Origin of the sequence: Thermomonas sp. (assembly GCF_046293095.1) — a bacterium.
Lineage (GTDB): Bacteria > Pseudomonadota > Gammaproteobacteria > Xanthomonadales > Xanthomonadaceae > Thermomonas.
On record NZ_JBKBPN010000001.1, the window covers coordinates 93,847 to 116,793 of the forward strand.

A 22,947-nucleotide genomic window follows, 5' to 3' on the forward strand; every position below is an offset into this window, starting at 1 on the left:
GCTGATTCTACAGCGGCTGCCTATCCGCAGTCTCAGACCGCTTCCCGCCCGGGAAGGCCACGACGCGGCTCACCACTGGTTCAGCCGCGTGATCCTCGACAGGCATGAACTCGGGAACCGCCTCGCGCAAGGCCTGCGCAAGACCCTCCAGATCATGGTCGGCGATCTTGCGCCGCATTGCCTCCAGTGCCCGCAGTACCCGCTCCGGCATCACGGCACGTGGCTCTGCCTGCAGGATGTCGGGATAGACCGTGCAGCTGTAACGCTCGTCAACGTGGAACAGGGTCTCGTGGAGCCGCTCGCCCGGGCGCAGGCCGGTGTACTCGATCACGATGTCCTTGCCCGGCTGCTTGCCTGCCAAGCGGATCATTTGCTCGGCCAGCAACCGGATCGGCACCGGCTCCCCCATGTCCAGCGTATACACCGCCTGTTGGGCACCGATCGATGCCGCCTGCAGGATCAGCAGGCAGGCCTCGGGGATCGTCATGAAATAGCGGGTGACGTCCGGATGGGTGACGGTCACCGGCCCGCCGCGCCGGATCTGTTCGCGAAACAGCGGGACCACGCTGCCTGACGAATCCAGCACATTGCCGAAGCGGACGATCACCATCCGGGTGGAGCGCGGATCCACCAGCGCCTGGCACGTCATTTCGGCCAACCGCTTGGTGGCGCCCAGCACGTTGACCGGATCCACTGCCTTGTCGGTCGAAATCAGGACGAAGGTGCCGACATTCGCTGCGCGGCAGGCCTTGGCCACGGTCCAGGTCGCGATGGCATTGTTGCGGATGGCTTCGCGCAGTTGGCCTTGCAGCAAGGGCACGTGCTTGTAGGCCGCTGCATGGAACACGGCCTCAGGCGCCACCACGGCAAGCGCGTGCTCGATGAGGGCAGGATCACCGCAATCGCCAAGGACCGGCACGCATTCGATCCCCGGAAAGTCGCGGCAAAGTTCTGCATGGATCCTCGACAGCGCCAATTCGCTGATCTCGACCAGCCCGATCCGCTTCGCACCGTGGCGCGCGCATTGCCGGCAGAGTTCCGCACCAATTGAACCGCCGGCACCCGTCACCAGCACCGATTGCCCGCCCAGCCAGCGCCTGATTGCCTTCCAGTCCGGTGTCCTGGGCTTGCGACCCAGCAGGTCTTCGATCGCCACTTCCTTGAGCTGGCCCGGCAAGGCCTGGCCCTCGAGGAGATCGGTAAGCCGGGGAACCCGGCGGAACGGCAGCCGGCTGTCCTCGCACAAGCCAATGATCCTGCGCATCGCCGCGGCATCCACGGAAGGCATCGCGATCACCAGCAGCTGCGCGCCGGTTTCGCGGGCAATCCGGCTGACGTCGCTGATTTTGCCAAGGACCGGAAGACCCTGCAGACGCGTACCGTGCAGCTGAGCGGCATCGTCCAGAAACCCAATGGGGTCGTAGCGACCCAGCCGCCGCAAATCCCGGACAAGCGATTCGCCAGCTTGGCCGGCCCCCAGAATGAGGACGCGCTCCGCACCTTCGCCCGGCTGCAGCAATCGATGATCCTTCCAGGCGCGAAAAATCAGGCGCGGGGCACCGAGGAGCACCGTCAAAACGAACGGATACAGCAGAAGTGCGGCACGGGAGACAAGATCCAGGCGGCTGTAGAAAAACAGGCCCGCAACGATGGCGAGCAGGCCCAGAAGGCTGGCCTTGAAGATATTCAGCAGGTCCGGAACACTGGCGAACCGCCAGAGCCCTCGATAAAGCCCTACTCTCCAAGACACCAGGCCCTGGGCGATCAGTACGATCGCCACGGTGCTGGACCAGGGGGCCAAATCAAACGAAGATCGCTGCAGCGCGTAGCGGAGATAATGCAGCCCCTGCCAGCACACCCAGACCATCACCAGATCGTGCAGGATCACCGCGATTCGCGGCAATCGATACTTGAGGCGATGCGTCCATGTGCTCATCGGCCGATTCCTTGGTGTCTGCACATGATCCTGTTCTGCAGATAATGCCACATGGCCACCGAAGCAGCCGCAAAAGCCAGTGCGCCTGATCCAATTGCTGGCCCGCCGGATCGCCCCATGGCCAGCATGATCGCGATCGCCCCCAGTGTCCATCCTGCATAGGCCAACGTGACCGGAACATGACCCACGCGCCGCGCCAGCTGCTGGTAAAGGTGCTGCACATGCGGCTGCCACCAGCGCTCACCTCGAACCATGCGCCACCCCAACGTCAGGCTGGCATCGACCCAGCAGGCTGTGGCGGGCAGCAAAAGCAGTGGCAGCTGCTCGCGCGGCAGCCCGATCATCGCCAACGCCGCCCCTGCCGCCAACAGATAGCCCAGCGCCCCACTGCCCACGTCGCCCAGGAAAATCCGTGCTCGCGGGAAATTGAACGGGAGGAAGCCCGCACAGCCGGCGGAGATGGCGACCGCCAGCACGCGGGCCGGGCCGGTTGCCAGCCATGCAAGCGCCAGCATCCACAGTAGTGCCTGACTGGCCGCAAGACCGTCGATGCCGTCGATGAAGTTCCAGATATTGACCAGGACCGGCACCAGCAGGCCCGCCACTACTGCGAGGCCGAAAGGGGCACCCCAGGCAGCGGCCGCCAGTCCAAGGCACAGACCTGCCACTACGTGGGCCAACAGGCGCGGCCAGGCGGGCAGCGACCGGTGATCGTCCCACCAGCCGACCGCTGCCACCAGCAGTAGGCCAATGCCTGCCAGACCGGCCGCACGCGCATTGTCCAGCGATAGCAGACCGAACGTCCCCAATCCGACGGCGACGATGCCGATGCCGCCGCCGCGCGCGGTGGGCAGTGCGTGGCTGCGGCGCATGCCAGGCGCATCCAGCAGCCCGCGGCGACGAGCATGGCGTCCCGCCCAGGCGGTCCCCAGCGCCGAGAGCAGCACTGCACCCACCGCCAATGCGGCGAGCGGGCCGGGTTCAGACCACCGCATAGTTCAGCAGCGGCTTTACCGTTCCCCATTCCTTGCAGCTGGGACACTGCCAGTGGTGGCTGCGTGCACCGAATCCGCACCGGTTGCACCGATAACTGGGATTGCGCACCAACAGCTGTTCGGTGATGTGCTTGAGGTCGTGCAGCGTGGCCTCCGCATCGGCACGATCCGCCAGGCTGAGCTCGATCAGCGCTGCTTCGCCACGGACGGATGGCCGGTCCTTCAGCTGCTCAGCAAGGAAGCGACGGGCGGCACTGACGCCCTCGTCGGCTTCAACCATGCGGGTCAGCGCCAGCACCGGCGAGATGCCACGGTAGTGTTCGCACATCGCGGACAGGAACGCACGCGCGCCGATACGTTCGCCCACTTTGTCGTAGTTTTCGAGCAGGCCGGGCAGGATCACCGGCAGATACTCGGGGTCATGCCGGGCGGCACGCTCGAAGGCGCGGATTGCCGCTTGTGGATGACCGGCATCCGCTTCGATGCGGCCTTCGATGATGCCTGCCCGCACCGAAGTGGGGTCGGCCGCATAGGCCCGTACGATGGCCTGACGGGCACCCTCGACGTCACCATGGGCGCGATGGCGATCCGCCAGCTCGCACTCGAACTGTGCGATCAACCTGCCCATCGGCTCGCCGGTGGCGGCCTCATAGCGGGTGGCGTTGTGGATCGCCTTTTCCCATTCGCGCTCGGACTGGTAGATGCCGATCAGGTGGCGCAATGCCTGCGGCGCACGCTGGTCCAGCTGGGAGAGATCGTTGAAGACGGTTTCGGCACGGTCCAGCAGGCCGGCACGCATGTAGTCCTCGCCCAGCGCGGACAGCGCCTGGATTTTCTGGGTGTCGCTGAGATCGGCGCGTTGGGCCAAGGCCTGGTGCAGACGGATCGCACGATCCACCTCACCCCGGCGGCGGAACAGGTGGCCCAGCGCCACTTGGGTCTCGAAGGTATCCCTGTCCAGCTCCGCGACGTGCAGGAACAACTCGATTGCCTTGTCCGGCTGCTCGTTGAGCAGGTAGTTGAGACCGCGGAAATAGGTGCTCGAAAGTTTGCTGACCTGATGGTCGCTGTGCTGCTCGCCGCCACGGCGGCCCAGCACCCAACCGAACAGCCCGGCCAGCGGCACAAAAATGACGAACCATACCCACTGATTGAGGAAATCCACGTTCACTCCCCTGCATCCGTTGCCGCGACCTGCCCTGCCCTGTCATGCCGCTGTGCATGTGCCGGCACGCTGAACACCATACCCCCGGCATGCGCCGGATACTCCGCCCCGGAAGCGGGCCGGCGAGGTTGACCCGGCGGCGCCAAAATCCAGGCCCACGGTACGCGCCCAGGACACCCTCCGCCAACCCGGCAGCAGGCAGCAGGACCTGCGGCATGTCGCAGGAATCGTGCCACGCATCGATCTGCGCATCACCTGGATGCGGCAAGCTTAGCGGGCCAGGGATCGCCGGCCAGCTTTTCCGTCAGATGCCGCGCTCAATCCTGCGACGGTTGCGGCAGTACACCGGTCACCCGCTCGCGCAGCTCCTTGCCCGGCTTGAAATGCGGGACATGCTTGCCAGGCAGGGGGACGGCATCGCCAGTCTTCGGATTGCGGCCGGTCCGTGGCGGCCGGTAATGCAGCGAGAAACTGCCGAAACCGCGGATCTCGATCCGCTCGCCAGCGGCCAGTGCGCCGCCCATCATCTGCAGGAGCGTCTTCACCGCCATATCGACGTCGTCAGCCTTCAGGTGCGGCTGGCGGCGTGCGAGCAGTTCGATGAGTTCGGACTTCGTCATGGGGGGCGGGAGAGTCGGATGACACGAAGACGGCGGCCCGGCTGGAGCCGGGCCGCCTCGGATCAGCTGACCGGAAGGATCAGTCGGCCTTGCTGTTCAGCTGCTCGCGCAGCAGCGCGCCCAGCTTGGTGGTGCCGCTGGCCGCATCGGCATTGGCCTTGTTGTATTCGGCCAGCGCTTCGGCGGTCTCCGCCGCGTCCTTGTCCTTGATGGACAGCTGCAGGCTGCGGCCCTTGCGGTCCATACCCACGAACTTGGCTTCGACCTGCTGGCCGACCTTCAGCACCTGGCTGGCATCGTCCACGCGGTCGTGGCTGATGTCGCGCGCCATGACGTAGCCTTCCACGCCATCGCCCAGGTCGATGGTCGCGCCCTTGGCGTCCACGTCCTTGACGGTGCCGGACACCTTGCTGCCCTTCGGGTTAGCGGCCATGAACTGGCCCAGCGGGTCCTGCTCCATCTGCTTGACGCCCAGCGAGATGCGCTCGCGCTCCGGATCGACCGCCAGCACCACGGCCTCCAGGGTGTCGCCCTTCTTGTAGTTGCGGGCGATGTCCTCGCCGGTGGAGTTCCAGCTGATGTCGGACAGGTGGATCAGGCCATCGATGCCGCCTTCCAGGCCGATGAAGATGCCGAAGTCGGTGATCGACTTGATCTGGCCGGACACCTTGTCGCCCTTCTTGTGGATGGCAGCAAAGGTTTCCCACGGGTTGCTGGTGACCTGCTTGATGCCCAGCGAGATGCGGCGACGCTCCTCGTCCACGTCCAGCACCATGACCTCGATTTCGTCACCGACCTGCACCACCTTGGCCGGGTTGACGTTCTTGTTGGTCCAGTCCATCTCGGAGACGTGCACCAGGCCTTCCACGCCCGGCTCGATCTCGACGAACGCGCCGTAATCGGTGACGTTGGAGACCTTGCCGAACACGCGGCAGTTGGCCGGGTAGCGGCGGGCGATGTTGTCCCACGGATCCTCGCCCAGCTGCTTGAGGCCCAGCGAGACACGGTTGCGCTCGCGGTCGTACTTGAGCACGCGCACTTCCAGCTCCTGCCCGACCTCGACCACTTCGGACGGATGACGCACGCGCTTCCACGCCATGTCGGTGATGTGCAGCAGACCGTCGATGCCACCGAGGTCGACGAACGCGCCGTAATCGGTCAGGTTCTTGACCACGCCCTTCAGCACGGCGCCCTCGACCAGCTTCTCGAGCAGCTGCTCGCGCTCTTCCGAATGCTCGTTCTCGACCACCGCGCGGCGGGAGACGACGACATTGTTGCGCTTGCGGTCGAGCTTGATGAGCTTGAACTCCAGCTCCTTGCCTTCCAGGTAGACCGGATCACGGACCGGACGCACGTCGACCAGCGAACCCGGCAGGAATGCGCGGACGTCCTTGATGTCGACGGTGAAACCGCCCTTCACCTTGCCGCTGATGCGGCCGACGATGGTCTCGTTCTTTTCGAGCGCTTCCTCCAGCTCGTCCCACACCATGGCGCGCTTGGCCTTCTCACGCGACAGCACGGTCTCGCCAAAGCCGTTCTCCAGCGAGTCGAGGGCGACCTTGACCTCGTCGCCGATGCCGACGTCGATCTCGCCAGCCTCGTTGCGGAACTGCTCAATGGGAACAATACCCTCGGACTTCAGGCCGGCGTTGATGACCACGACATCGTTGCGGATGTCGACCACGGTGCCTTTGACGATGGCACCGGGCTTGAGCTTGGCAAGATTGGCCTGGCTGGCTTCGAACAGTTCGGCGAAGGATTCGGTAGCTACGGAGTTCATGAAAAATCTCGGGTGGATACACAGGCTGCCCGCAGCAACGGGGCGGCCCACCTGGGTTGGTTGGCGTTGACGCAGGAAGCGCCTTGGCCATGTGTGGATGGAGGATGGATGACCGCGGCTGCCCAAGGCATCCGCGGAACGGTTTCTGCTGTGCGGGCGCCAGGCCTTCAGGCCGCAGGCGGGACGACGACGTCGAGGACGCGGTCGACCACCGTGTCGATGGGAAGCCCGGTGGTGTCGATGATCACGGCATCGGTTGCCGGACGCAGCGGCGCCACCGCGCGACTGGCATCGCGGGCATCGCGGGCGAGGATCTCGCGCAGCAGACCGTCGATTGTGACCGAAACCCCTTTTTCTTTCAACTGCTTATATCGCCTCTCCGCGCGCTCTTCGGCGCTGGCGGTCAAAAACACCTTGTAGGGGGCGTCGGGGAAGATCACCGTCCCCATGTCGCGGCCGTCGGCCACCAGCCCCGGCGGCTGGCGAAAGGCGCGCTGGCGCTCCTTCAGGGCGGAGCGGACCTCGGGGATCGCGGCGATGGCGGAGGCGGCCGCGCCGGCGGTTTCGGTGCGCAGCTCCAGGGTGGCATCCACCCCATTCACGATCACCCGCGGCTCGCCGGCACCGTCCTCACGAAACACCACCGTGGTATCGAAAGCGCATCGCACCAGGGCGGAAGCGTCGGACAGATCGATGTCCGACCAGCCTGCGGCGATACCCACCGCCCGGTACAGCGCGCCCGAATCCAGGTAATGCCAGCCAAGCCGGGCCGCCACGAGCCGGCTGATGGTGCCTTTGCCGGAACCGGAAGGGCCATCGATGGTCAGAACGGGCACGGTCATGTCCATGCCTGCATTATGGCGCCTGCGCGCGCCCCCGCACACCGGCACACGGGGCCGGCAGGCCAAGCTGTTGAAAAAGCAGACGAATACCCGCTACAATGCGCGGCTTACTGCTCCATCCCATCCATTTGCCGAGGTTTCATCATGAAGGTCCTGTCCTCCCTGAAGTCGGCGAAGGCCCGTCACCGCGACTGCAAGGTGGTTCGCCGTCGTGGCAAGGTCTTCGTGATCTGCAAGTCCAACCCGCGTTTCAAGGCGCGCCAGCGCTGAAACCGGTGTGAAGGCGCCGCGCCCCGCGCGCGGCCCGACCCCGCAAAGGCCGCCGCGAGGCGGCTTTTTGCGTATCGGCGTATAGAATCCTGCTTCCACCCCCGGGAGTACCGCCATGGCCCATCTGTTCCGCAACCTGCTTCTCGCCCTCTGCTTCACCGCCTCGGGCACCGCTTTCGCCGGCGACACCCTGCTGATCCAGCGAGTGCAGCAGGAGCCGGGGAACCTGCCCGCACGGGGCCTGCGCATGGCCGAGGTGGAAGCCCGATATGGCGCACCGGCCGAGCGCTTGGATCGCCGCGGCGGCCAGAAGCGCGCGTGGCCGGCGATCGATCGCTGGGTCTATCCCACCTTCACCGTCTATTTCGAACACGGCCGGGTGATCGACGCGGTGGCCAACAAGGTCAGCGCCGACGAAATCGGCCCCAAGCCCGCCTCCCGCTGAGGCGGCTTCCCGCAACCCGGGCCCGCCTGCCGGGCCGCTGACGCAGAACCGATGACCGCAACTTCCGTGCGCTTCCCCGCCGAGTGGGAACCCCAATCGGCGATCCTGATCGCGTGGCCGCACGCCGGCACCGACTGGGCCGACCGCCTTGGCGAGGTCGAAGAAACCTACATCGCCCTGGTTCAGGCCATCACCCGCTTCCAACCGGTGGTGATCTGCGTGGCCGACGACGACATCGAAACCTACGCGGAAATGCGTCTGCGCTCCAACCGCGTGGACATGGCGCGCGTGCGCTTCGTGACCGTCGCCTACGACGACACCTGGCTGCGCGACTCCGGCCCCATCACCCTGCGCGATGGCGCAGGCTTCCGCCTGCTCGATTTCCGTTTCACCGCCTGGGGCGGCAAGTTCGAGGCCGGACGCGACGACCTGCTGGTGGAAACACTGGCCGCACAGGGCCTGTTCCGCAACGCAACCCGCCAGCGCATCGATTTCGCGCTGGAAGGGGGCGGCATCGAGACCGACGGCGCCGGCACCCTGCTCACCACCTGGCGCTGCCTGCACGAACGCCACCCCGACGCGACCCGCGAGCAGCTGTCCGCGCAACTTGCGGTCTGGCTGCACCAGGACCGCGTGCTGTGGCTGGAGCACGGCGCGCTGGAGGGCGACGACACCGACGCCCATATCGACACCCTCGCCCGCTTCGCCCCCGGCAATGCGATCGTCTTCCAGGCCTGCGATGACGCGACAGACTCGCATCACGCCGACCTCAAGGCGATGGCCGACGAGATCGCCGCCCTGCGCACCCGCGACGGCCGGCCCTACACGCTGTTCCCGCTGCCGTGGGCCAAGCCCGTGATCGACGAAGGCCGCCGACTGGCGGCCAGCTACGCAAACTTCCTGATCGTCAACGGCGCGGTGCTGATGCCGGCCTACGGCGATCCCGCGGACGCCGCCGCAGCCGCTGTACTGGCGCAGGCCTTCCCGGGACGCGAGATCGTGCCGGTGCCGTGCCGGCCGCTGATCTGGCAGAACGGCAGCCTCCACTGCATCACCATGCAATTGCCCGAAGGACTGGTCTGATGTCCAAGTACAGCAAGCTCCCCGTCGCGCTGGTGCAGGAACGCAACCACGGCGATGCCGACGCCAACCTCTCAGTGATCGAAGCGCGCGTCGCCGAGGCCGCTGCTGCCGGTGCCCGGCTGGTGCTGCTGCAGGAACTGCACAACGGCTCGTACTTCTGCCAGCACGAGTCGGTGGCCGAGTTCGACCGTGCCGAACCCATCCCCGGCCCCAGCACCGCGCGTCTGGCGGCGTTGGCCAAGCGCCACGGCGTGGTGCTGGTCAGCTCGCTGTTCGAGAAGCGCGCCGCCGGGCTTTACCACAACACCGCGGTGGTGTTTGACAGTGACGGTACGCTCGCCGGCAAATACCGCAAGATGCATATCCCGGACGATCCCGGCTTCTACGAGAAGTTCTATTTCACCCCGGGCGATCTGGGCTTCACGCCCATCGACACCTCGGTGGGCCGGCTGGGCGTGCTGGTGTGCTGGGACCAGTGGTATCCGGAAGCTGCACGGCTGATGGCGCTGGCCGGTGCCGAGCTGCTGCTGTATCCCACCGCCATCGGTTGGGATCCGGACGATGCCCAGGACGAGAAGACCCGCCAGCGCGACGCATGGGTGTTGTCGCATCGCGGTCACGCGGTCGCCAACGGCCTGCCCGTGCTGGCCTGCAACCGGGTCGGGCACGAACCCTCGACGCTGGGCGCCGCTGGCATCGACTTCTGGGGCAACTCCATCGTGCTGGGCCCGCAGGGTGAACGCCTGGCCGAAGCCGGCACCACACCCACCCTGCTGCTGGCCGAAGTGGACATGCAGCGCAGCGAGCAGGTCCGCCGGATCTGGCCGTTCCTGCGCGACCGCCGCATCGACGCCTATGGCGATCTGGTGAAGCGCTACCGTGACTGAGGCCATCCCGCAGCGCGATGCCGGTTTCGCCGGCCAGCCCGTCATCGAGGTCGAGCGCGACGGCGTCCACTACACCCTGCTGGGCACGGCGCACGTGTCGAAGGCCAGCATCGATGCGGTCCATGCCGCCATCGACAGCGGCCAGTTCGACGCCGTCGCCGTGGAGCTGGACGAGCAGCGCCACAAGGCGCTGACCCAGCCCGATGCGCTGGCGCAGCTGGATCTGGTGAAAGTCATCCGCGAAAAGAAGGTGGCGCCGTTTGCCGCCAATCTGGCGCTGGCCGCCTACCAGCGCCGCCTGGCCGAGCAGCTGGGCATCGAGCCCGGCGCGGAGCTGAAGGCCGCGGCCACCGAGGCGGTGGCGCGCGGGCTGTCGCTGCAGCTCATCGACCGTGACGTCGGCATCACCTTCCGCCGCATCCTGCAGGGCCTGCGCTGGTGGGACCGCATGAAGCTGATCGGCAGCGTGATCGGCGGCCTGTTCGCCAGCGAGGATGTCACCGAGGACGACATCGAGCGCCTCAAGGAGGGCGACATGCTGGAATCGAGCTTCGGCGAATTCGCCCGCCAGACGCCCTCGCTCTACACCAGCCTGATCGACGAACGCGACCAGTACATGGCCGCCAAGCTACGCGAGCGGGACGACGGCGCACGACGCGTGCTGGCGGTGGTCGGTGCCGGCCACCTCAAAGGCATGGCCCGCTATCTCGCCGAGGACACGCGCGCGCCGGCGGCGCTCACTGCCGAACTCACCCATGTCGCCCGGAAGCGCAACATCCCCTGGGTCACCCTCACCCTGATGGTGCTCATCTGCGGCGGCATCGCGTGGGGTTATTTCCACGGCGGCCGCGACCTGGGCCGCGATCTGCTGCTGCAGTGGTTCGCCTGGACCGGCGGCCTGGCGGCGCTGGGGGCGCTGCTGGCGCGCGGGCACGTGCTGAGCATCCTGGCTGCGGCCATTGCCGCGCCACTGAAGCCGTTCCGACCGGGCCTGCCGCCCGGCATGTTCAGCGCGCTGGCGGAGGTCCACCTGCGCAAGCCGGCCTATCCGGACTTCCTGGCGCTGCGCGACGACGCGCAGACATTGGGCGGCTGGTACCGCAACCGCGTGTGCCGGGTGGTGCTGGTGTTCCTGCTGACCAACCTTGGCAGCGCAGCCGGGGTATGGATCTCCGGCGCCAGCATCTTCGCCCGACTGGTGCACTGAGCCTGCGGATCAGACGCCGGCGCTGGCCACATCCAGCCTCACGTCCATCACCACCGGATCGTCGGGATCCATGCTGACGGCAAAGCCCAACTGCCGGCACATGCGCAGCATGGTGGCGTTCTCTCGAAGTACCTGCCCCTCCACGACCTTCAGGCCCACGCTGCGCGCGTAATTCACCATCATGCGCATCAGCTGCCAGCCGATGCCGTAGCCCTTCAGATCCGAGCGAACCAGGATGCTGTACTCGCCTTTTTCGAAGTTGGCGTCCGCCAGCAGGTGGACCACGCCGAGCAGCTGGCCGGTGTCGGTGCCCAAGGCGACCAGGGCGATGGCACGTGCGTAGTCCAGCTGGGTCAACCGCGCGATGAACTCGTGGTTGAAGTGGCGTACGGTGGAGAAGAACCGCAGGCGCAGGTCCTCGTCACTGACACGATCGAAGAACTCGCGGAACAGCGCCTCGTCCTCTGGCCGCACCGGGCGTACGAACATGCGCTCACCGTTTGCCAGGTCGACCGTGCGCTCCCACTCGGACGGATAAGGACGGACCACCATCCGCGGGTGCCAGGGGCCGCGCTGCGGCGCAGCTTCGCAGGGGGCGATGGCCACCCGCGCGTCCACCGCGACCACACCATCGCGATCCGCCAGCAGCGGGTTGATGTCCAGTTCGCGCACTTCGGGCAGGTCGGCCGCCAGCTGCGCCAGCTTCACCAGCACCAGCGCCACCGCGCGCTCGTCGGCAGCGGGCACGTCGCGATAGGCCTTCAGGATGCGCGAAACGCGGGTCCGGCTGATCAGTTCATGGGCCAGGCGCAGGTCCAGCGGTGGCAGTGCCAACGCCTTGTCGTCGATCACCTCCACCGCCGTACCGCCGCGGCCGAAGACCACCACCGGGCCGAAAGTCGGGTCGTCCGCCAGGCCGACGATCAACTCGCGGGCCTTGGGCTTGACCACCATCGGTTGGATCGTCAAGCCGTCGATGCGCGCGTCCGGCCGCAGCGCTCGTGCGCGGGAAAAGATGGCCTCGGCGGCCTCGCGCACAGCGGCACCACTTGTCAGGTTCAGCCGCACGCCGTCGACGTCGGACTTGTGGACGATGTCCGGCGACAGGATCTTCAGCGCGACGGGCGTTCCCGCCGCGAGCATCGGCGCGGCGATGGCTTCGGCCTGCGCGGGATCGGCCGCCAGCACCACTGGGATCGCCGGGATCGCGTAGGCACGGAGCAGTGCGGCCACTTCCAACGGGTCCAGCCAGCGTCGTCCCGCCGCCAATGCGCCCTCCACCACCGTCCGCGCACCAGCGGCATCCACCTCGAAATCCTCGGGCAGGCTGGGCGGGGTTTCCATCAGCGCCTGCTGCGCCTCCTGGTGGCGGACGAGGTACATGTAACCGCGCACCGCGTCCGCCTCGGTGGCGTAGGTCGGCACGCCGGCGGCATCCAGCCGGGCCGTGGCGTCTTCGCCCGCCCCGACCCACACGCCCAGCACCGGCTTGTGGCCGGCAGCGCGCGGACGCGCGGACAGCAGGTCCGCGACCGCGCTGGCGGTTTCCAGGGACGACGACAGCGCGGTGGGCACGTGCATGGCCAGCACGGCGTCGTTATCGGGACTTGCCAGCAGCGCCTCCAGCGAGGCTGTGTAACGCTGCGCATCGGCATCGCCGATCACGTCGATGGGGTTGGCGCGCGACCATGTGGGTGGCAGCAGCGCATCCAGCCGCGTGCGAGTGGCGTCATCGAGGGTGGCAAGCGTACCGCCCATGTCCACCAGTCGGTCCACCGCCAGCACGCCGATGCCGCCGCCGTTGGTCAGGATCGCCAGCCGGCGCCCGGGCGCGCTGCGCAGGTGGCCCAGCGTTTCGGCGGCAGCAAACAGTTCGTCGAGCGCCATCACCCGCAGCAGACCTGCACGCCGGAACGCCGCGTCGTAGACGGCATCCGAGCCCGCCAGCGCCCCCGTGTGGGTGGCGGCGGCGCGCGCGCCCTGCGCATGTCGACCGGACTTCACCACCACCACCGGTTTGGCGCGCGCGGCGGCACGCGCGGCGGACATGAACTTGCGCGCATCGCGGATGGATTCGATGTACAGCAGGATCGCGCGGGTCCTGGGGTCCTGCGCAAACCAGTCGAGCAGATCGCCGCCGTCCACGTCGGCCGCATCGCCCAGCGACACCACGGCGGAAAATCCCACCCCGCGCGCACGCCCCCATTCCACCAGGCCCGACGCAATGGCGCCGGACTGCGACACTAGGGCGAGGTCGCCCGCCAGCGGCGCACCGGCCGCGAAACTGGCGTTCAACCGTGCATGCGGCGACATCACCCCGAGGCAGTTGGGGCCGACGATGCGCAGGCCGTGCGCGCGCGCGATGGCCTCCACCTGTGCCAGGCGGGAGCCAGGCCCCTGCCCCAATCCGGCGGTGACGATGATCGCCGCGCGGGCGCCAACGGCCGCCGCATCAGCGATGACGTCGGGCACGGTCTCGACCGGGGAGGACACGACGACAAGGTCCGGCCGGAACGGCAACGCGGCAAGCCGGGCGACCGACGCGACGCCCTCGATGGACGCATGGCGGGGATTGACCACGCCCATCGGGCCATCGAACCCCGCCTCGCGCAGGTTGCGCAGGATGGCACGCCCGACCGAACGCTCACGAGGGCTGGCACCCACCAGCGCCACCGAGCGGGGACGGAACACCGCATCAAGCGCGTAGAGGCTCATCCGGGGACGCCGACGTGAATGCACATGCCGACAGGGTAACCCGCGGCGCCCCTGCGTTGGCAGGCCGTGGCGACACGCCACGGCCCCCAGACTCACTATCCTGCGCTAAGCCGCCAGGCGCGGCCAGCGCCACGCCAGCCAGATGATCCCTGCGCACAGCGCGATTTCGATGCCGCTGTACGCGACATAAAACCACCACGCCCCGGGCATGGTCAGCGCCACGAACAGGGCATAGAACAGGGCCAGCCCGATCGAAAGCGGACGCAGGACGCGCAGCGGCACCACCAGCGACAGGACCACCATCAGGCCGGGCACGGCAAGCAGCAGCGCCACGAACAGCAGCGACCCCTGGCTGGCGGGGCCCATCGGACCAGCGCCGTCGAGCATGTGCTGGAGTTTGCCGGGCTTGTACAGGCCGAAATAGTCGCCGTAGAGGTAACAGAAGGTCAGGCTTGCCCACAGCGCCGAGAGTTTCAGGCGATGCGGGAGCGGCGGATCCGACAGCGGTGCGCGATGGAGGTGCATCAAATGTTCCAGCAAGGGATCGTCAGGCTGCAGACCCCGCCGGCGGAACGGATCCGGGGCGAGTCATGCGAACGCCAAAGGCCAGCAGCCACAGGCAGCTGCCGATCTCGCCGAGGGCCGCGGGCAGCGTGAGGTAATCCATCGGGATGCCCAAGCCGCCCGGCACCAGACCACCGAACACCTTGGCGACGTAACCAAGCCCCCCCAGCACCAGCAGGCCACCCAGCAGACGCGGCAAGCGCCCGGAGCGCAGCACCAGCATGCCGAACGGCAGCAACCACAGTCCCCAGAACAGGCTGGCGATGCGCAGGCCATGGCCATAGCGCTCCATCGCCGCGGCGAATGCGGCCTGTGCCGTGCCGTCCTCCGCCGAACCCTGCACCAGCGCCAGCGCTTCCATCCGATGGGTCGCCGCGACCAGGCCCACCGGCACGCTGGCCACCGCCAGCGCCACCATCAACACCGCCGCCTCGCGACCGGCATCGGCCAACACCCGGTAGAGCGCCAGCGGCACCAGCAGGAAAGCGACCTGCATCAACAGGAAGGCCGCAATGCCTGCGCGGAACAGGTCCGCCTGCGCCCTCGCCTCCAGCAGCGTGGCGCCCGTGCGGGACGGCACGTAGGCCAGGCAGAACAGTCCGGACAGCACGACCACCAGGTACAGCGCGCCAGCAAGCCGCCCGCCGCGCCGCAACCGTGCCGCGTCGGCAGGCATCATGCCGACACCGGCTGTTGGCGGCGCTGGGCGCGGTCCAGCTTGGCGCGGGCGATCAATCGCGCGGTGCCCGAACGCAAGTCATCCAGCAGCGCGTAGATGGTCGGCAGGAACAGCAGGCTGACCACGGTCGAGAATGCCAGCCCACCGGCGATGGCGCGCGCCATCGGATAGTACGGCGGCATCCCTTCGGCGGTCTTGGTCGACAGCGCGATCGGGATCATCGCCAGGATCGCGGTCCCCATCGTCATCAAGATCGGTCGCAACCGCTCGCGGCTGCCCTCCACCAGCGCATCGATGCGCGGCAGGCCGCGGCGGCGCAGGTTGTTGATGTGCTCGATCATCACGATGCCGTTATTCACCACCACGCCCATCAGCACCAGGATGCCGATCACCGCCATGATGTTCATCTCGGTGCCGGTCAACCAGAACAGCCAGTACACGCCGAAGATCGAGAACAGCACGCAGGACATGATGGCCAGCGGGAACAACAGCGACTCGAACACCGCCGCCATGATCACCAGCATCAGCACCAGCGCGATGACGATGGCGCGGAACATCTGCTTCATGCCGTCGAAGTTGATGTTGAAGCCGGCACCGTCGAAGGTGTAGCTGTAGCCTGGCGGGAACTGCACGCCCGCAAGGGTCTGCTCGATCGCCTTGCGCGCATCCTGCACCGATGTCCCCTGCGCCAGGCCGACCTGCACCTGCAGCATGGTCTGCCGGTTCTGCCGCTGGATCTGGGTCGCCGCAGGGGAGGTATCCACATCCACCATCGCCAGCAGCGGCACATCCGTACCGTTGGGGGCCCGCACCATGAAGGTGGACAGATCCTCGACGCCGTATTCCTCCGAGCCGGCAAAACGCACATTGACCGGGATTTCGACGTCCCCACGGTGGAAATCGCGCAGCGAGGAGCCGCGGAGCGCCATGCCCACGAATTGGGCCACCTGCTGGGCACTGAAGCCGTAGGCGGCGGCCCGCTCGCGGTTCACCCGCACCCGTAATTCGGTATTGGCATCGCCGGTATCCACGCGAACGTCGCGCAGCTTGGGGTTGCGCGACAGGATCGGCACGATGTCGCCCGCCAGCTCCTTCAGCGTCTGCGTGGAATCGCCAACCAGGCTGAAGGTGATGCCCTGGCTGGCATCGCCACCGCCCCCACCCGGCCAGCCGATCCCGATATTGGCACGTGCGGATTTCGGCAACCCCTTGCGCACCTGCTCGGTGATCTTCTTGTTCTGCTCGGCATCGTCGATGGTCAGGAACATCCGGGTCTGCGCCCAGCCCTGCTCGCTGTAGCGGCTGTAGACGCGATCGACCTTGAAGTCCTTCCGGTGCGCGTTGATGAACTGCTCCACGCGCGCCACTTCCTTGCCCATCTCCTCCTTGGAGTAGGCGCCCTTCCACTGGTAGAAGACGTTGATCTCGGTGGGATCGCTGTCGTCCCCACTGCCGGGGGTGTGCAGTATCGGATACACGCTTGCCAGCGAGATGGCGAGGATGCCGGCCACACTCCAGCCGCGGTGCTGCAACGTCCAGCGCAGCGCCCGCGCATAGCGCTCCTGCAGGCGCGAAATGAAGGGCGACTTCACCGCCGGCGGCGTTTTCATGCGCGCGGAAAGCATCGGGATCAGGCTGATGGCCACCAGCCATGACGCCAGCAGCGAAACCGAGATCGTCACCGCCAGCTGCGACAGGTAGATGGTGATGATGTTCTTCTCGCCAAACAACATCGGCAGGAACACCACGCAGTGGCAGAGCGTGCCCGCCGACAGCGCGATGGCAACGTGGCGGGTGCCAAGGATCGAAGCGAGCCAGGGCTTGTCGGGATACTTTTCGCGCTCCTGGTAGATGCTCTCGACCACCACCACGGCGTTGTCCACCAGCATGCCTACCGCCAGCAGCAGGCCCATCATCGAGATGATGTTGAGGGTGATGCCGGCGAAGTACATGAAGCCCAGGGTCATGGTGAAGCAGATCGGAATCGCCGTGGTCACCATCAGGGTGGACGGCCAGTGGCGCAGGAAGGCGTACAGCACGACCACCGACAGCAGCAGGCCGATGGCGCCGGCCTCAGCCAGAGCGGACAGCGAACCCACCACGGCCTGGCCCTGGTCGTCGGTGATCTCAATGGCCACGCCGCGCATCGCCGGATCGGCTTCCAGCACCTTGATTTCCTCGCGTACGCGGCGCGACAGATCAACCAGGTTCGCGGCGCGCTCCTTGTAGATGTCCACGCCCACGCTGGGCTTGCCGTCCATCTGGCGCACATAGTTCATGCGCTGCGGCTTGAATTCGACATCGGCGACGTCGGACAGGCGGGTACCCTTCCTGTCGATGGGCAGGTCACGCAGCTGCTGCAATTGCTGCAGCTCCCCCAGCGGCTGCACGCGCAGGCGCTGACCCGCCTCGGTGATCTGCCCGGCGGAAACCGCAAAATTGGCCGCCTGCAGCTTCTGCACCAGCTCATTGAGCGCCACGCCATGCGCGGTCAGGCGGTCCTTGTCCAACGCGACCAGCACCTCCTGCTTGGCCACGCCCTCCACTTCCACGCGGGCGACGCCCGGAATGCGCTCCAGCCGCTGCTTGATGCTGCGTTCGATCAGGTCGGCGCGCGTGGTCAGATCCACGTCGCTGGTCAGGCGCAGGCTTATCGCCTCGCGATCGGACGTACTCCAACGCTGCACGAAATAGCGCCGGAAATCGTCGGGAAGCTGGTCGCGGATGGCGTCGATGCGCTCGCGCGCCTCGGACGCAGCGATGGCCACGTCCCGGCTCCAGTCGCTGAAACGCACCTGGATCGAGCCACCGTCGGCATTCGCCCGTGAGTTCATCGACTCGATGCCCGGCATCGTTGCCAGCGCTTCCTCCACCGGCCGGACCAGGTTGCGTTCGACCTCCTCCGGGGTGGAGCCAGGATACGGCAGAGATACGAAGAAAAACGGGATGGAGGCTTCCGGCTCCGCCTCCAGCGGCAGCCGGAAGGAGGCGATCAGGCCGATCACCACCATCGACACGAACAGCATGATCGTGGTGATGGGACGGCGGATGGAGAGTTCGGTGATGTTCATCCGTCAGGCCTTCGCGCCACCGCTCAAGGGGTCGTGCTCGTGGGCGATCACGTCCGCCGCCTGCGCGGCCACGCTGCGGGCGCGGCGCCCCCGCTCGGCGTAGTACTCGTCCGGCTTGCGGTCCAGCAGGTCGTACACGATCGGGATCACCAACAGCGTCAGCAGCGTGGAGACCAGCAGGCCGCCGATCACCGTGATCGCCATCGGGCTACGCACTTCGGAACCCTCGCCAAAAGCCAGCGCCAACGGCAGGAAACCGAACACCGCCGTCAGCGTTGTCATCATGATCGGCCGCAGGCGCGAACGCGCGCCGTCCACCAGCGCCTGCCGCTTGGGCACGCCGGCCTCGCGCAGCTGGTTGACCTTGTCGATCAGGATGATCGCGTTCTTCACCACCAGGCCGACCAGCAGGATCAAGCCGATGAACACCACCACCGAGGCCGGCGAACCGGTCAGCAGCAGCGCGGCCACCGCACCGACCAGTGCCAGCGGGATGGTGAACAGGATGACGAACGGATGCAGCAGCGATTCGAACTGCGAGGCCATCACCAGGTAGACCAGGAAGATGGCGAGCGCGAACGCGAACAGCAGCGAGCGGATGGATTCGTCAAGCTCCTGGCCCTGACCACCAATGCGCATGTCGATATCGGTACCCAGCGGATTCTTCGCCACCATGGCCTCGACTTCCCGGATCGCGCCGCCAAGGTCGATATCGCGCAGGTTGGCGGACACGATGGCGACCCGACGCTGGTCGACACGGTGGATCTCGCTGGGGCCGGTGGTGGCAATCACGTCGGCGACCGCGGCCAGCTCCACCGGTGTGCCGCTGCCGGGATTGACGATCAGCCGGCGCAGGGTGTCCACCGAGCTGCGGTCGGACTCCTGGACACGCACCAGCACGTCGATCTTGCGGTCGCGGAAGCTGTAGCGTGTGGCCACGTTGCCCTTGACCTTGTTGACCACGACATCGGCGATCTGGCGGGTGGTCAGGCCCAGCGCGGCAGCGCGGTCCTGGTCGAAGCGGATCTGGATCTCGGGGAAGCCCTGCTCCACCGTCGATTTCACGTCGGCATAGTGCGGGTTGGCGCGCAGCATCCCCGCCAGCTTGTTGCCGGCCTTGCGGATCGCCTCCAGATCGGTGCCCTCCACCTCGATCTCCAGCGGCGGCGACAGGCTGAACAGCTCGGGCCGGCTGAAGTCCACCTGCACGCCGGGGAACTGCTGCATGGTCTTGCGCAGCGACTCGGTCAGCGCACCCTCTGCATCGTTGCTGGTCATCACCACCGACAGCTTGCCGATGTTCTCGCCGCTCTCGGTCGGATTGGCATCCAGCCGGGTGCCGCTGCCGGACACGCCGTAGAGCACCCGCACGCCTTCGTCCTTCGCATGCGCGGCCTGCACGTCGCGGATCAGCGCGTCGGTTTTGGCCAGCGGCGTGCCGGGCGGCAGCTTGGCGGTCATGTCGAAGCGGTCCTGCGCGAACTGCGGGATCAGGTCGGTGCCCAGCAGCGGCACCGCGGCCATGGTCAGCGCGAACGCCAGCGCGGCGACGGCGAGCACCGGCACCGGCCGCTGCAGCGCCTTCGGCAGCACCCGCATGTACGCGCGCTCGGCACGGCCGTAAGGCGCCATCGCCAGGTCGCTGGCCTTGCGCATCACCGGCCCGACGACCGCCGCCAACCCGCGCCAGACCCGCACGATCAGCCAGGTCACGCCGAAGAAGCCATAACGGAACATCGCGCCGAGGCCACGGCCAGCATAGGCCGCCGGCCTCTGCCATTTCTTGCCCGGCTGCCAGTGCGGATGCGCGGCCTCCTCGGGGAAACCCAGCGGCGGACGCCCCTTCAGCGCGCTCAGCATCGGGATCAGCGTCATCGCCACCAGCAGCGAAACAGCGATGGCGATCGCCACGGTCAGCGCCTGGTCGCGGAACAGCTGGCCGGCGATGCCCTGCACGAACACCAGCGGCAGGAAGACCGCGATGGTGGTCAGGGTGGACGCGACCACGGCCATGCTGACTTCACGGGTGCCGGCGATGGCGGCATCAAGGATGCCCAAGCCGCGCTCACGGGCTTTGGCAATCGATTCCAGCACCACGATGGAGTCGTCCACCACCAGGCCGGTGGCCAGCGCCAGCCCCCCCAGCGACATCACATTGAGGCTCAGTCCCAGCTGGCCCATGAAGAAAAAGGTGGCGATGATCGACACCGGCAGCGACAGCGAAATGACGAAGGTGCTCCAGCCGTCGCGCAGGAACAGGAAGATGATCAGCACCGACAGGATGCCGCCGATCACGCCGTCCAACTTGACGTCATGGATGGCATTGCGGATGAATTTCGACTGGTCCTCGATCGTGGTCAGCTCGATGTCGGCCGGCAGCTTCTCGCGGATGCTCTTGAGCTTGGCTTCCAGCGCATCGGCGGTGGATACCGTGTTGGCATCGCCTTCCTTGTAGATGGCGAGTTCCACCGCTTCGCGGCCGTTGAGGCGGATGATCGCCTCGCGCTCCTTGTAGCCCTGGCGCACGGTCGCTACGTCGCGCAGGCGCAGCGGCGAGGCGCCCGACTGGGTGTTGCCGCCGCCCTGCGACAACGCCGCCATCACGCGCGCATCGCCGCTGGCCGCAGCCAGGCGCAGCGCCTGCTCGGTGGAAGCGTTTGAAGAAGCGCCCGCTGTGCGAGTGGTCAGCAGCATGTTCGCCATTTCCTCGACGGTGGCGAACTGGTTCACCGTGCGCACGAGGTAGCGCTGCGAGCCTTCCTCCAGGCGACCGCCAGAGACGTTGACGTTTTCCTGGGCCAGGCGGTTGATGACACTTTCCAGCGACAGGCCGTACTGCGCCAGCTTGCGCTGATCGATATCGACCTGCACTTCATCCTCAAGGCCGCCGCCGACCTTCACCGCGGCAACACCGTCCACCGGCTCGAGCTTGCGCTTCAAGTCATCGTCGGCAAAGCGGCGCAGTTCGATCAGCTGGCGGATGCTTTCCTCCTGGCTGCCCGGCTGCCGCTTCGGCGACAACGCAAGCCGCATGATCGGCTGGGTGGAAGGGTTGAAGCGCAGCAGCACCGGCGGTTTGGCGTCCAGCGGGAACTGCAGGGTCTCCATCTTGTCGCGCACGTCCAGGCTGGCCTGGTCCATGTCGGTCCCCCAGGCGAACTCCAGCACCACGTCCGACTGGCCCGTCCGTGAAATCGACTTGAGCTTGCGCAGCCCCTTGACCACGCCCAGCGCTTCCTCGGCAGGTTGCGAGATCAGGGTTTCCACCTCGGCTGGCGCCGCGCCCTCGTAGTCGGTGCGCACGGTCAGGGTGGGATAACTGAGGTCGGGCAGCAGGTTGACCTTGAGGCTGCCCAGCGAGATCAGGCCGAACAGCACCAGGGTCAACGTCATCATCGCGACGGTGACGCGGCGGCGGGTGGCGAACTCCACCAGGTTGAAACCGCCCGTCGGCGCGTGGTCCGGCGGCGTGTTCGACGGCACGCTCATCGGGCACCCGCCTGCGCGGGCGCCGGGGCGGCAGGCTTGTCACCGATCACCTGCACGGCGCTGCCTTCGCGCAGGGCCGACTTGCCGGCAACCACCACCAAATCGCCCGCGCGCAGGCCCTGGCGTACCTCCACCCATTCGCCATCGACGTAGCCCAGCTTGAGCTCGGCGCGAATGGCCTTGCCGTCTTTCACCGTGAACACCGCAGGCGTACTGCCGTCTTCCAGCAGCGCGGCACGCGGAATCACCAGCGCATTGGCACGCTGGTCGTAATTGATGCGGATGCGCCCGAACATGCCTGGCTGCAGCAGGCCGTCACCGTCGAACGCGCATATCACCCGGAAGGTGCCGCTGCCGGAGTCCACCACTGGCGAGACGCGGTCGATGCGGCCATTGAACACCTTGCCCGGCAGGGCATCCACGGTGAGCTGGACGGCCTGGCCGGCCTTCAGCGTCTCGATCTCGCGCTCCGGCACGTTCAGCGTGGCTTCCAGACGCGAGGTATCGACGATGGTGAAGATCGGCGTATTGATCTGCACCAGGTTGCCCGGTTTGATGCTGCGCGTCGCCACCACGCCGGAGATCGGCGCGGTCACCGTGCCGTAGGACAGCTCAAGCTTGGCCATGCGCAACTGCGCGCGGGCGTTCTCCAGGTTGTAGCGGAGCTGGTCCACGTCGTTGATGCTGACCATGCGCTGCTCCAGCAGTTGCGCGGACCGCCGGTAGTTGGCCTCCAGCTTGCGCACCTCGGCATCGGCCTGGGCCACTTGGAGACTGGCACGATCGCGATCGATCCGCACCAGCGGCTGGCCGGCGACGACCTTCTGGCCGACGTCGGCATAGACCTGCAGGGCGATCCCGGAGGTCTTGGCGACCACCTGCGCTTCCGCGCGTGCTTCCAGTGGGGCGGTGCCGGTGTAGCTGGCGGCGATCGATCGGGTGGTGGCTTTGGCAACCTCCACTGGAATCGCCTCGGGGCCCTTGCTGGCCGCCTCCTTGGCATCCGCCCCTTGGCCACTGCCTCCCTTGCAGGCACTCAACCCCAGGGCGATGGCCAACAGGCCAAGCCTGGCGAGGAAACGCACGCGGTCGCTGTGTTGACGGTGGACATGGCGCAATAGGGACATGGGATAGGGAATCGCAATTGGTTGGTGTTGTAGTCAAGTATTTCACCACACCTGGTGCCCGCGCTATCCGCC

At 67.0% G+C, this 22,947-nt stretch carries 17 protein-coding genes; 5 read left to right on the forward strand and 12 right to left on the reverse strand.

All coding sequences use genetic code 11. The features are described 5' to 3' along the window. Window positions 1-7: 7 nt before the first annotated feature. The 6 genes from ACK4SG_RS00505 to cmk all read right to left on the reverse strand — a co-directional run bounded on the left by ACK4SG_RS00505 (window position 8) and on the right by cmk (window position 7,344). On the reverse strand, window positions 8-1,936 hold the full coding sequence (locus ACK4SG_RS00505) for a polysaccharide biosynthesis protein (protein WP_409599673.1): 1,929 nt from the start codon (window positions 1,934-1,936) through the stop codon (window positions 8-10). Continuing rightward, a complete protein-coding gene (locus ACK4SG_RS00510) occupies window positions 1,933-2,931 on the reverse strand; it encodes a hypothetical protein (RefSeq protein WP_409598914.1) in 999 nt (332 codons plus the stop codon). The genes ACK4SG_RS00505 and ACK4SG_RS00510 overlap by 4 nt, the downstream gene beginning before the upstream one ends. Further along, the gene (gene lapB / locus ACK4SG_RS00515; protein WP_409598915.1) at window positions 2,918-4,096 is read right to left on the reverse strand and encodes a lipopolysaccharide assembly protein LapB; all 1,179 of its coding nucleotides are present in this window, start codon (window positions 4,094-4,096) and stop codon (window positions 2,918-2,920) included. The genes ACK4SG_RS00510 and lapB overlap by 14 nt, the downstream gene beginning before the upstream one ends. A 317-nt stretch (window positions 4,097-4,413) precedes the next feature. Next, window positions 4,414-4,716, reverse strand: a complete 303-nt coding sequence (locus ACK4SG_RS00520) for an integration host factor subunit beta (protein ID WP_409598916.1) — start codon at window positions 4,714-4,716, stop codon at window positions 4,414-4,416. Between the two features lie 79 nt (window positions 4,717-4,795). Further along, window positions 4,796-6,496 (reverse strand): 30S ribosomal protein S1, encoded by a 1,701-nt coding sequence (rpsA, locus tag ACK4SG_RS00525; protein WP_409598917.1) that lies wholly within the window; start codon window positions 6,494-6,496, stop codon window positions 4,796-4,798. Between the two features lie 167 nt (window positions 6,497-6,663). Then, window positions 6,664-7,344 (reverse strand): (d)CMP kinase, encoded by a 681-nt coding sequence (gene cmk / locus ACK4SG_RS00530; RefSeq protein WP_409598918.1) that lies wholly within the window; start codon window positions 7,342-7,344, stop codon window positions 6,664-6,666. 138 nt (window positions 7,345-7,482) lie between these two features. On the opposite strand from cmk, the gene ykgO reads away from it, so the two are divergent. From ykgO to ACK4SG_RS00555, 5 genes are all read left to right on the forward strand, one after another. Further along, window positions 7,483-7,608 (forward strand): type B 50S ribosomal protein L36, encoded by a 126-nt coding sequence (gene ykgO / locus ACK4SG_RS00535; RefSeq protein WP_010342887.1) that lies wholly within the window; start codon window positions 7,483-7,485, stop codon window positions 7,606-7,608. 115 nt (window positions 7,609-7,723) lie between these two features. Next, window positions 7,724-8,053 carry a hypothetical protein gene (locus tag ACK4SG_RS00540; RefSeq protein WP_409598919.1) on the forward strand — a complete coding sequence of 110 codons (330 nt, stop codon included), beginning with the start codon at window positions 7,724-7,726 and terminating at the stop codon, window positions 8,051-8,053. A 51-nt stretch (window positions 8,054-8,104) separates the two neighbouring features. Then, the gene (locus tag ACK4SG_RS00545; RefSeq protein WP_409598920.1) at window positions 8,105-9,136 is read left to right on the forward strand and encodes an agmatine/peptidylarginine deiminase; all 1,032 of its coding nucleotides are present in this window, start codon (window positions 8,105-8,107) and stop codon (window positions 9,134-9,136) included. After that, the gene (locus ACK4SG_RS00550) at window positions 9,136-10,023 is read left to right on the forward strand and encodes a carbon-nitrogen hydrolase (protein WP_409598921.1); all 888 of its coding nucleotides are present in this window, start codon (window positions 9,136-9,138) and stop codon (window positions 10,021-10,023) included. The genes ACK4SG_RS00545 and ACK4SG_RS00550 overlap by 1 nt, the downstream gene beginning before the upstream one ends. Continuing rightward, window positions 10,016-11,230, forward strand: a complete 1,215-nt coding sequence (locus ACK4SG_RS00555; protein WP_409598922.1) for a TraB/GumN family protein — start codon at window positions 10,016-10,018, stop codon at window positions 11,228-11,230. The genes ACK4SG_RS00550 and ACK4SG_RS00555 overlap by 8 nt, the downstream gene beginning before the upstream one ends. A 9-nt stretch (window positions 11,231-11,239) precedes the next feature. Here ACK4SG_RS00555 and ACK4SG_RS00560 read toward each other — a convergent pair whose 3' ends face one another. The 6 genes from ACK4SG_RS00560 to ACK4SG_RS00585 form a co-directional block, all read right to left on the reverse strand. After that, window positions 11,240-13,945, reverse strand: a complete 2,706-nt coding sequence (locus tag ACK4SG_RS00560; protein ID WP_409598923.1) for a GNAT family N-acetyltransferase — start codon at window positions 13,943-13,945, stop codon at window positions 11,240-11,242. Window positions 13,946-14,050: 105 nt separating this feature from the next. Then, the gene (locus tag ACK4SG_RS00565) at window positions 14,051-14,470 is read right to left on the reverse strand and encodes a DUF6326 family protein (protein WP_409598924.1); all 420 of its coding nucleotides are present in this window, start codon (window positions 14,468-14,470) and stop codon (window positions 14,051-14,053) included. Window positions 14,471-14,492: 22 nt separating this feature from the next. Continuing rightward, the gene (locus ACK4SG_RS00570; protein WP_409598925.1) at window positions 14,493-15,188 is read right to left on the reverse strand and encodes a DUF4386 domain-containing protein; all 696 of its coding nucleotides are present in this window, start codon (window positions 15,186-15,188) and stop codon (window positions 14,493-14,495) included. Then, entirely contained in the window at window positions 15,185-18,259 is a 3,075-nt protein-coding gene (locus ACK4SG_RS00575) for an efflux RND transporter permease subunit (RefSeq protein ID WP_409598926.1), read from the reverse strand. Before ACK4SG_RS00575 ends, ACK4SG_RS00570 begins: the two co-directional genes overlap by 4 nt. A gap of 3 nt (window positions 18,260-18,262) precedes the next feature. Next, the gene (locus ACK4SG_RS00580) at window positions 18,263-21,748 is read right to left on the reverse strand and encodes an efflux RND transporter permease subunit (protein ID WP_409598927.1); all 3,486 of its coding nucleotides are present in this window, start codon (window positions 21,746-21,748) and stop codon (window positions 18,263-18,265) included. Further along, the gene (locus ACK4SG_RS00585) at window positions 21,745-22,875 is read right to left on the reverse strand and encodes an efflux RND transporter periplasmic adaptor subunit (protein WP_409598928.1); all 1,131 of its coding nucleotides are present in this window, start codon (window positions 22,873-22,875) and stop codon (window positions 21,745-21,747) included. Before ACK4SG_RS00585 ends, ACK4SG_RS00580 begins: the two co-directional genes overlap by 4 nt. Window positions 22,876-22,947: the final 72 nt, after the last annotated feature.

What these genes read in the sequence shown, in the direction of transcription:
- rpsA (WP_409598917.1), bottom strand. Translation starts at nt 6,496, where the DNA reads ATGAACTCCGTAGCTACCGAATCCTTCGCCGAACTGTTCGAAGCCAGC.
- ACK4SG_RS00585 (WP_409598928.1), bottom strand. Translation starts at nt 22,875, where the DNA reads ATGTCCCTATTGCGCCATGTCCACCGTCAACACAGCGACCGCGTGCGT.
- ACK4SG_RS00565 (WP_409598924.1), bottom strand. Translation starts at nt 14,470, where the DNA reads ATGCACCTCCATCGCGCACCGCTGTCGGATCCGCCGCTCCCGCATCGC.
- ACK4SG_RS00545 (WP_409598920.1), top strand. Translation starts at nt 8,105, where the DNA reads ATGACCGCAACTTCCGTGCGCTTCCCCGCCGAGTGGGAACCCCAATCG.
- ACK4SG_RS00580 (WP_409598927.1), bottom strand. Translation starts at nt 21,748, where the DNA reads ATGAGCGTGCCGTCGAACACGCCGCCGGACCACGCGCCGACGGGCGGT.
- ACK4SG_RS00520 (WP_409598916.1), bottom strand. Translation starts at nt 4,716, where the DNA reads ATGACGAAGTCCGAACTCATCGAACTGCTCGCACGCCGCCAGCCGCAC.
- cmk (WP_409598918.1), bottom strand. Translation starts at nt 7,344, where the DNA reads ATGGACATGACCGTGCCCGTTCTGACCATCGATGGCCCTTCCGGTTCC.
- ACK4SG_RS00550 (WP_409598921.1), top strand. Translation starts at nt 9,136, where the DNA reads ATGTCCAAGTACAGCAAGCTCCCCGTCGCGCTGGTGCAGGAACGCAAC.
- ACK4SG_RS00540 (WP_409598919.1), top strand. Translation starts at nt 7,724, where the DNA reads ATGGCCCATCTGTTCCGCAACCTGCTTCTCGCCCTCTGCTTCACCGCC.
- ACK4SG_RS00575 (WP_409598926.1), bottom strand. Translation starts at nt 18,259, where the DNA reads ATGAACATCACCGAACTCTCCATCCGCCGTCCCATCACCACGATCATG.
- ACK4SG_RS00560 (WP_409598923.1), bottom strand. Translation starts at nt 13,945, where the DNA reads ATGAGCCTCTACGCGCTTGATGCGGTGTTCCGTCCCCGCTCGGTGGCG.
- ACK4SG_RS00570 (WP_409598925.1), bottom strand. Translation starts at nt 15,188, where the DNA reads ATGATGCCTGCCGACGCGGCACGGTTGCGGCGCGGCGGGCGGCTTGCT.
- ACK4SG_RS00505 (WP_409599673.1), bottom strand. Translation starts at nt 1,936, where the DNA reads ATGAGCACATGGACGCATCGCCTCAAGTATCGATTGCCGCGAATCGCG.
- ACK4SG_RS00510 (WP_409598914.1), bottom strand. Translation starts at nt 2,931, where the DNA reads ATGCGGTGGTCTGAACCCGGCCCGCTCGCCGCATTGGCGGTGGGTGCA.
- ykgO (WP_010342887.1), top strand. Translation starts at nt 7,483, where the DNA reads ATGAAGGTCCTGTCCTCCCTGAAGTCGGCGAAGGCCCGTCACCGCGAC.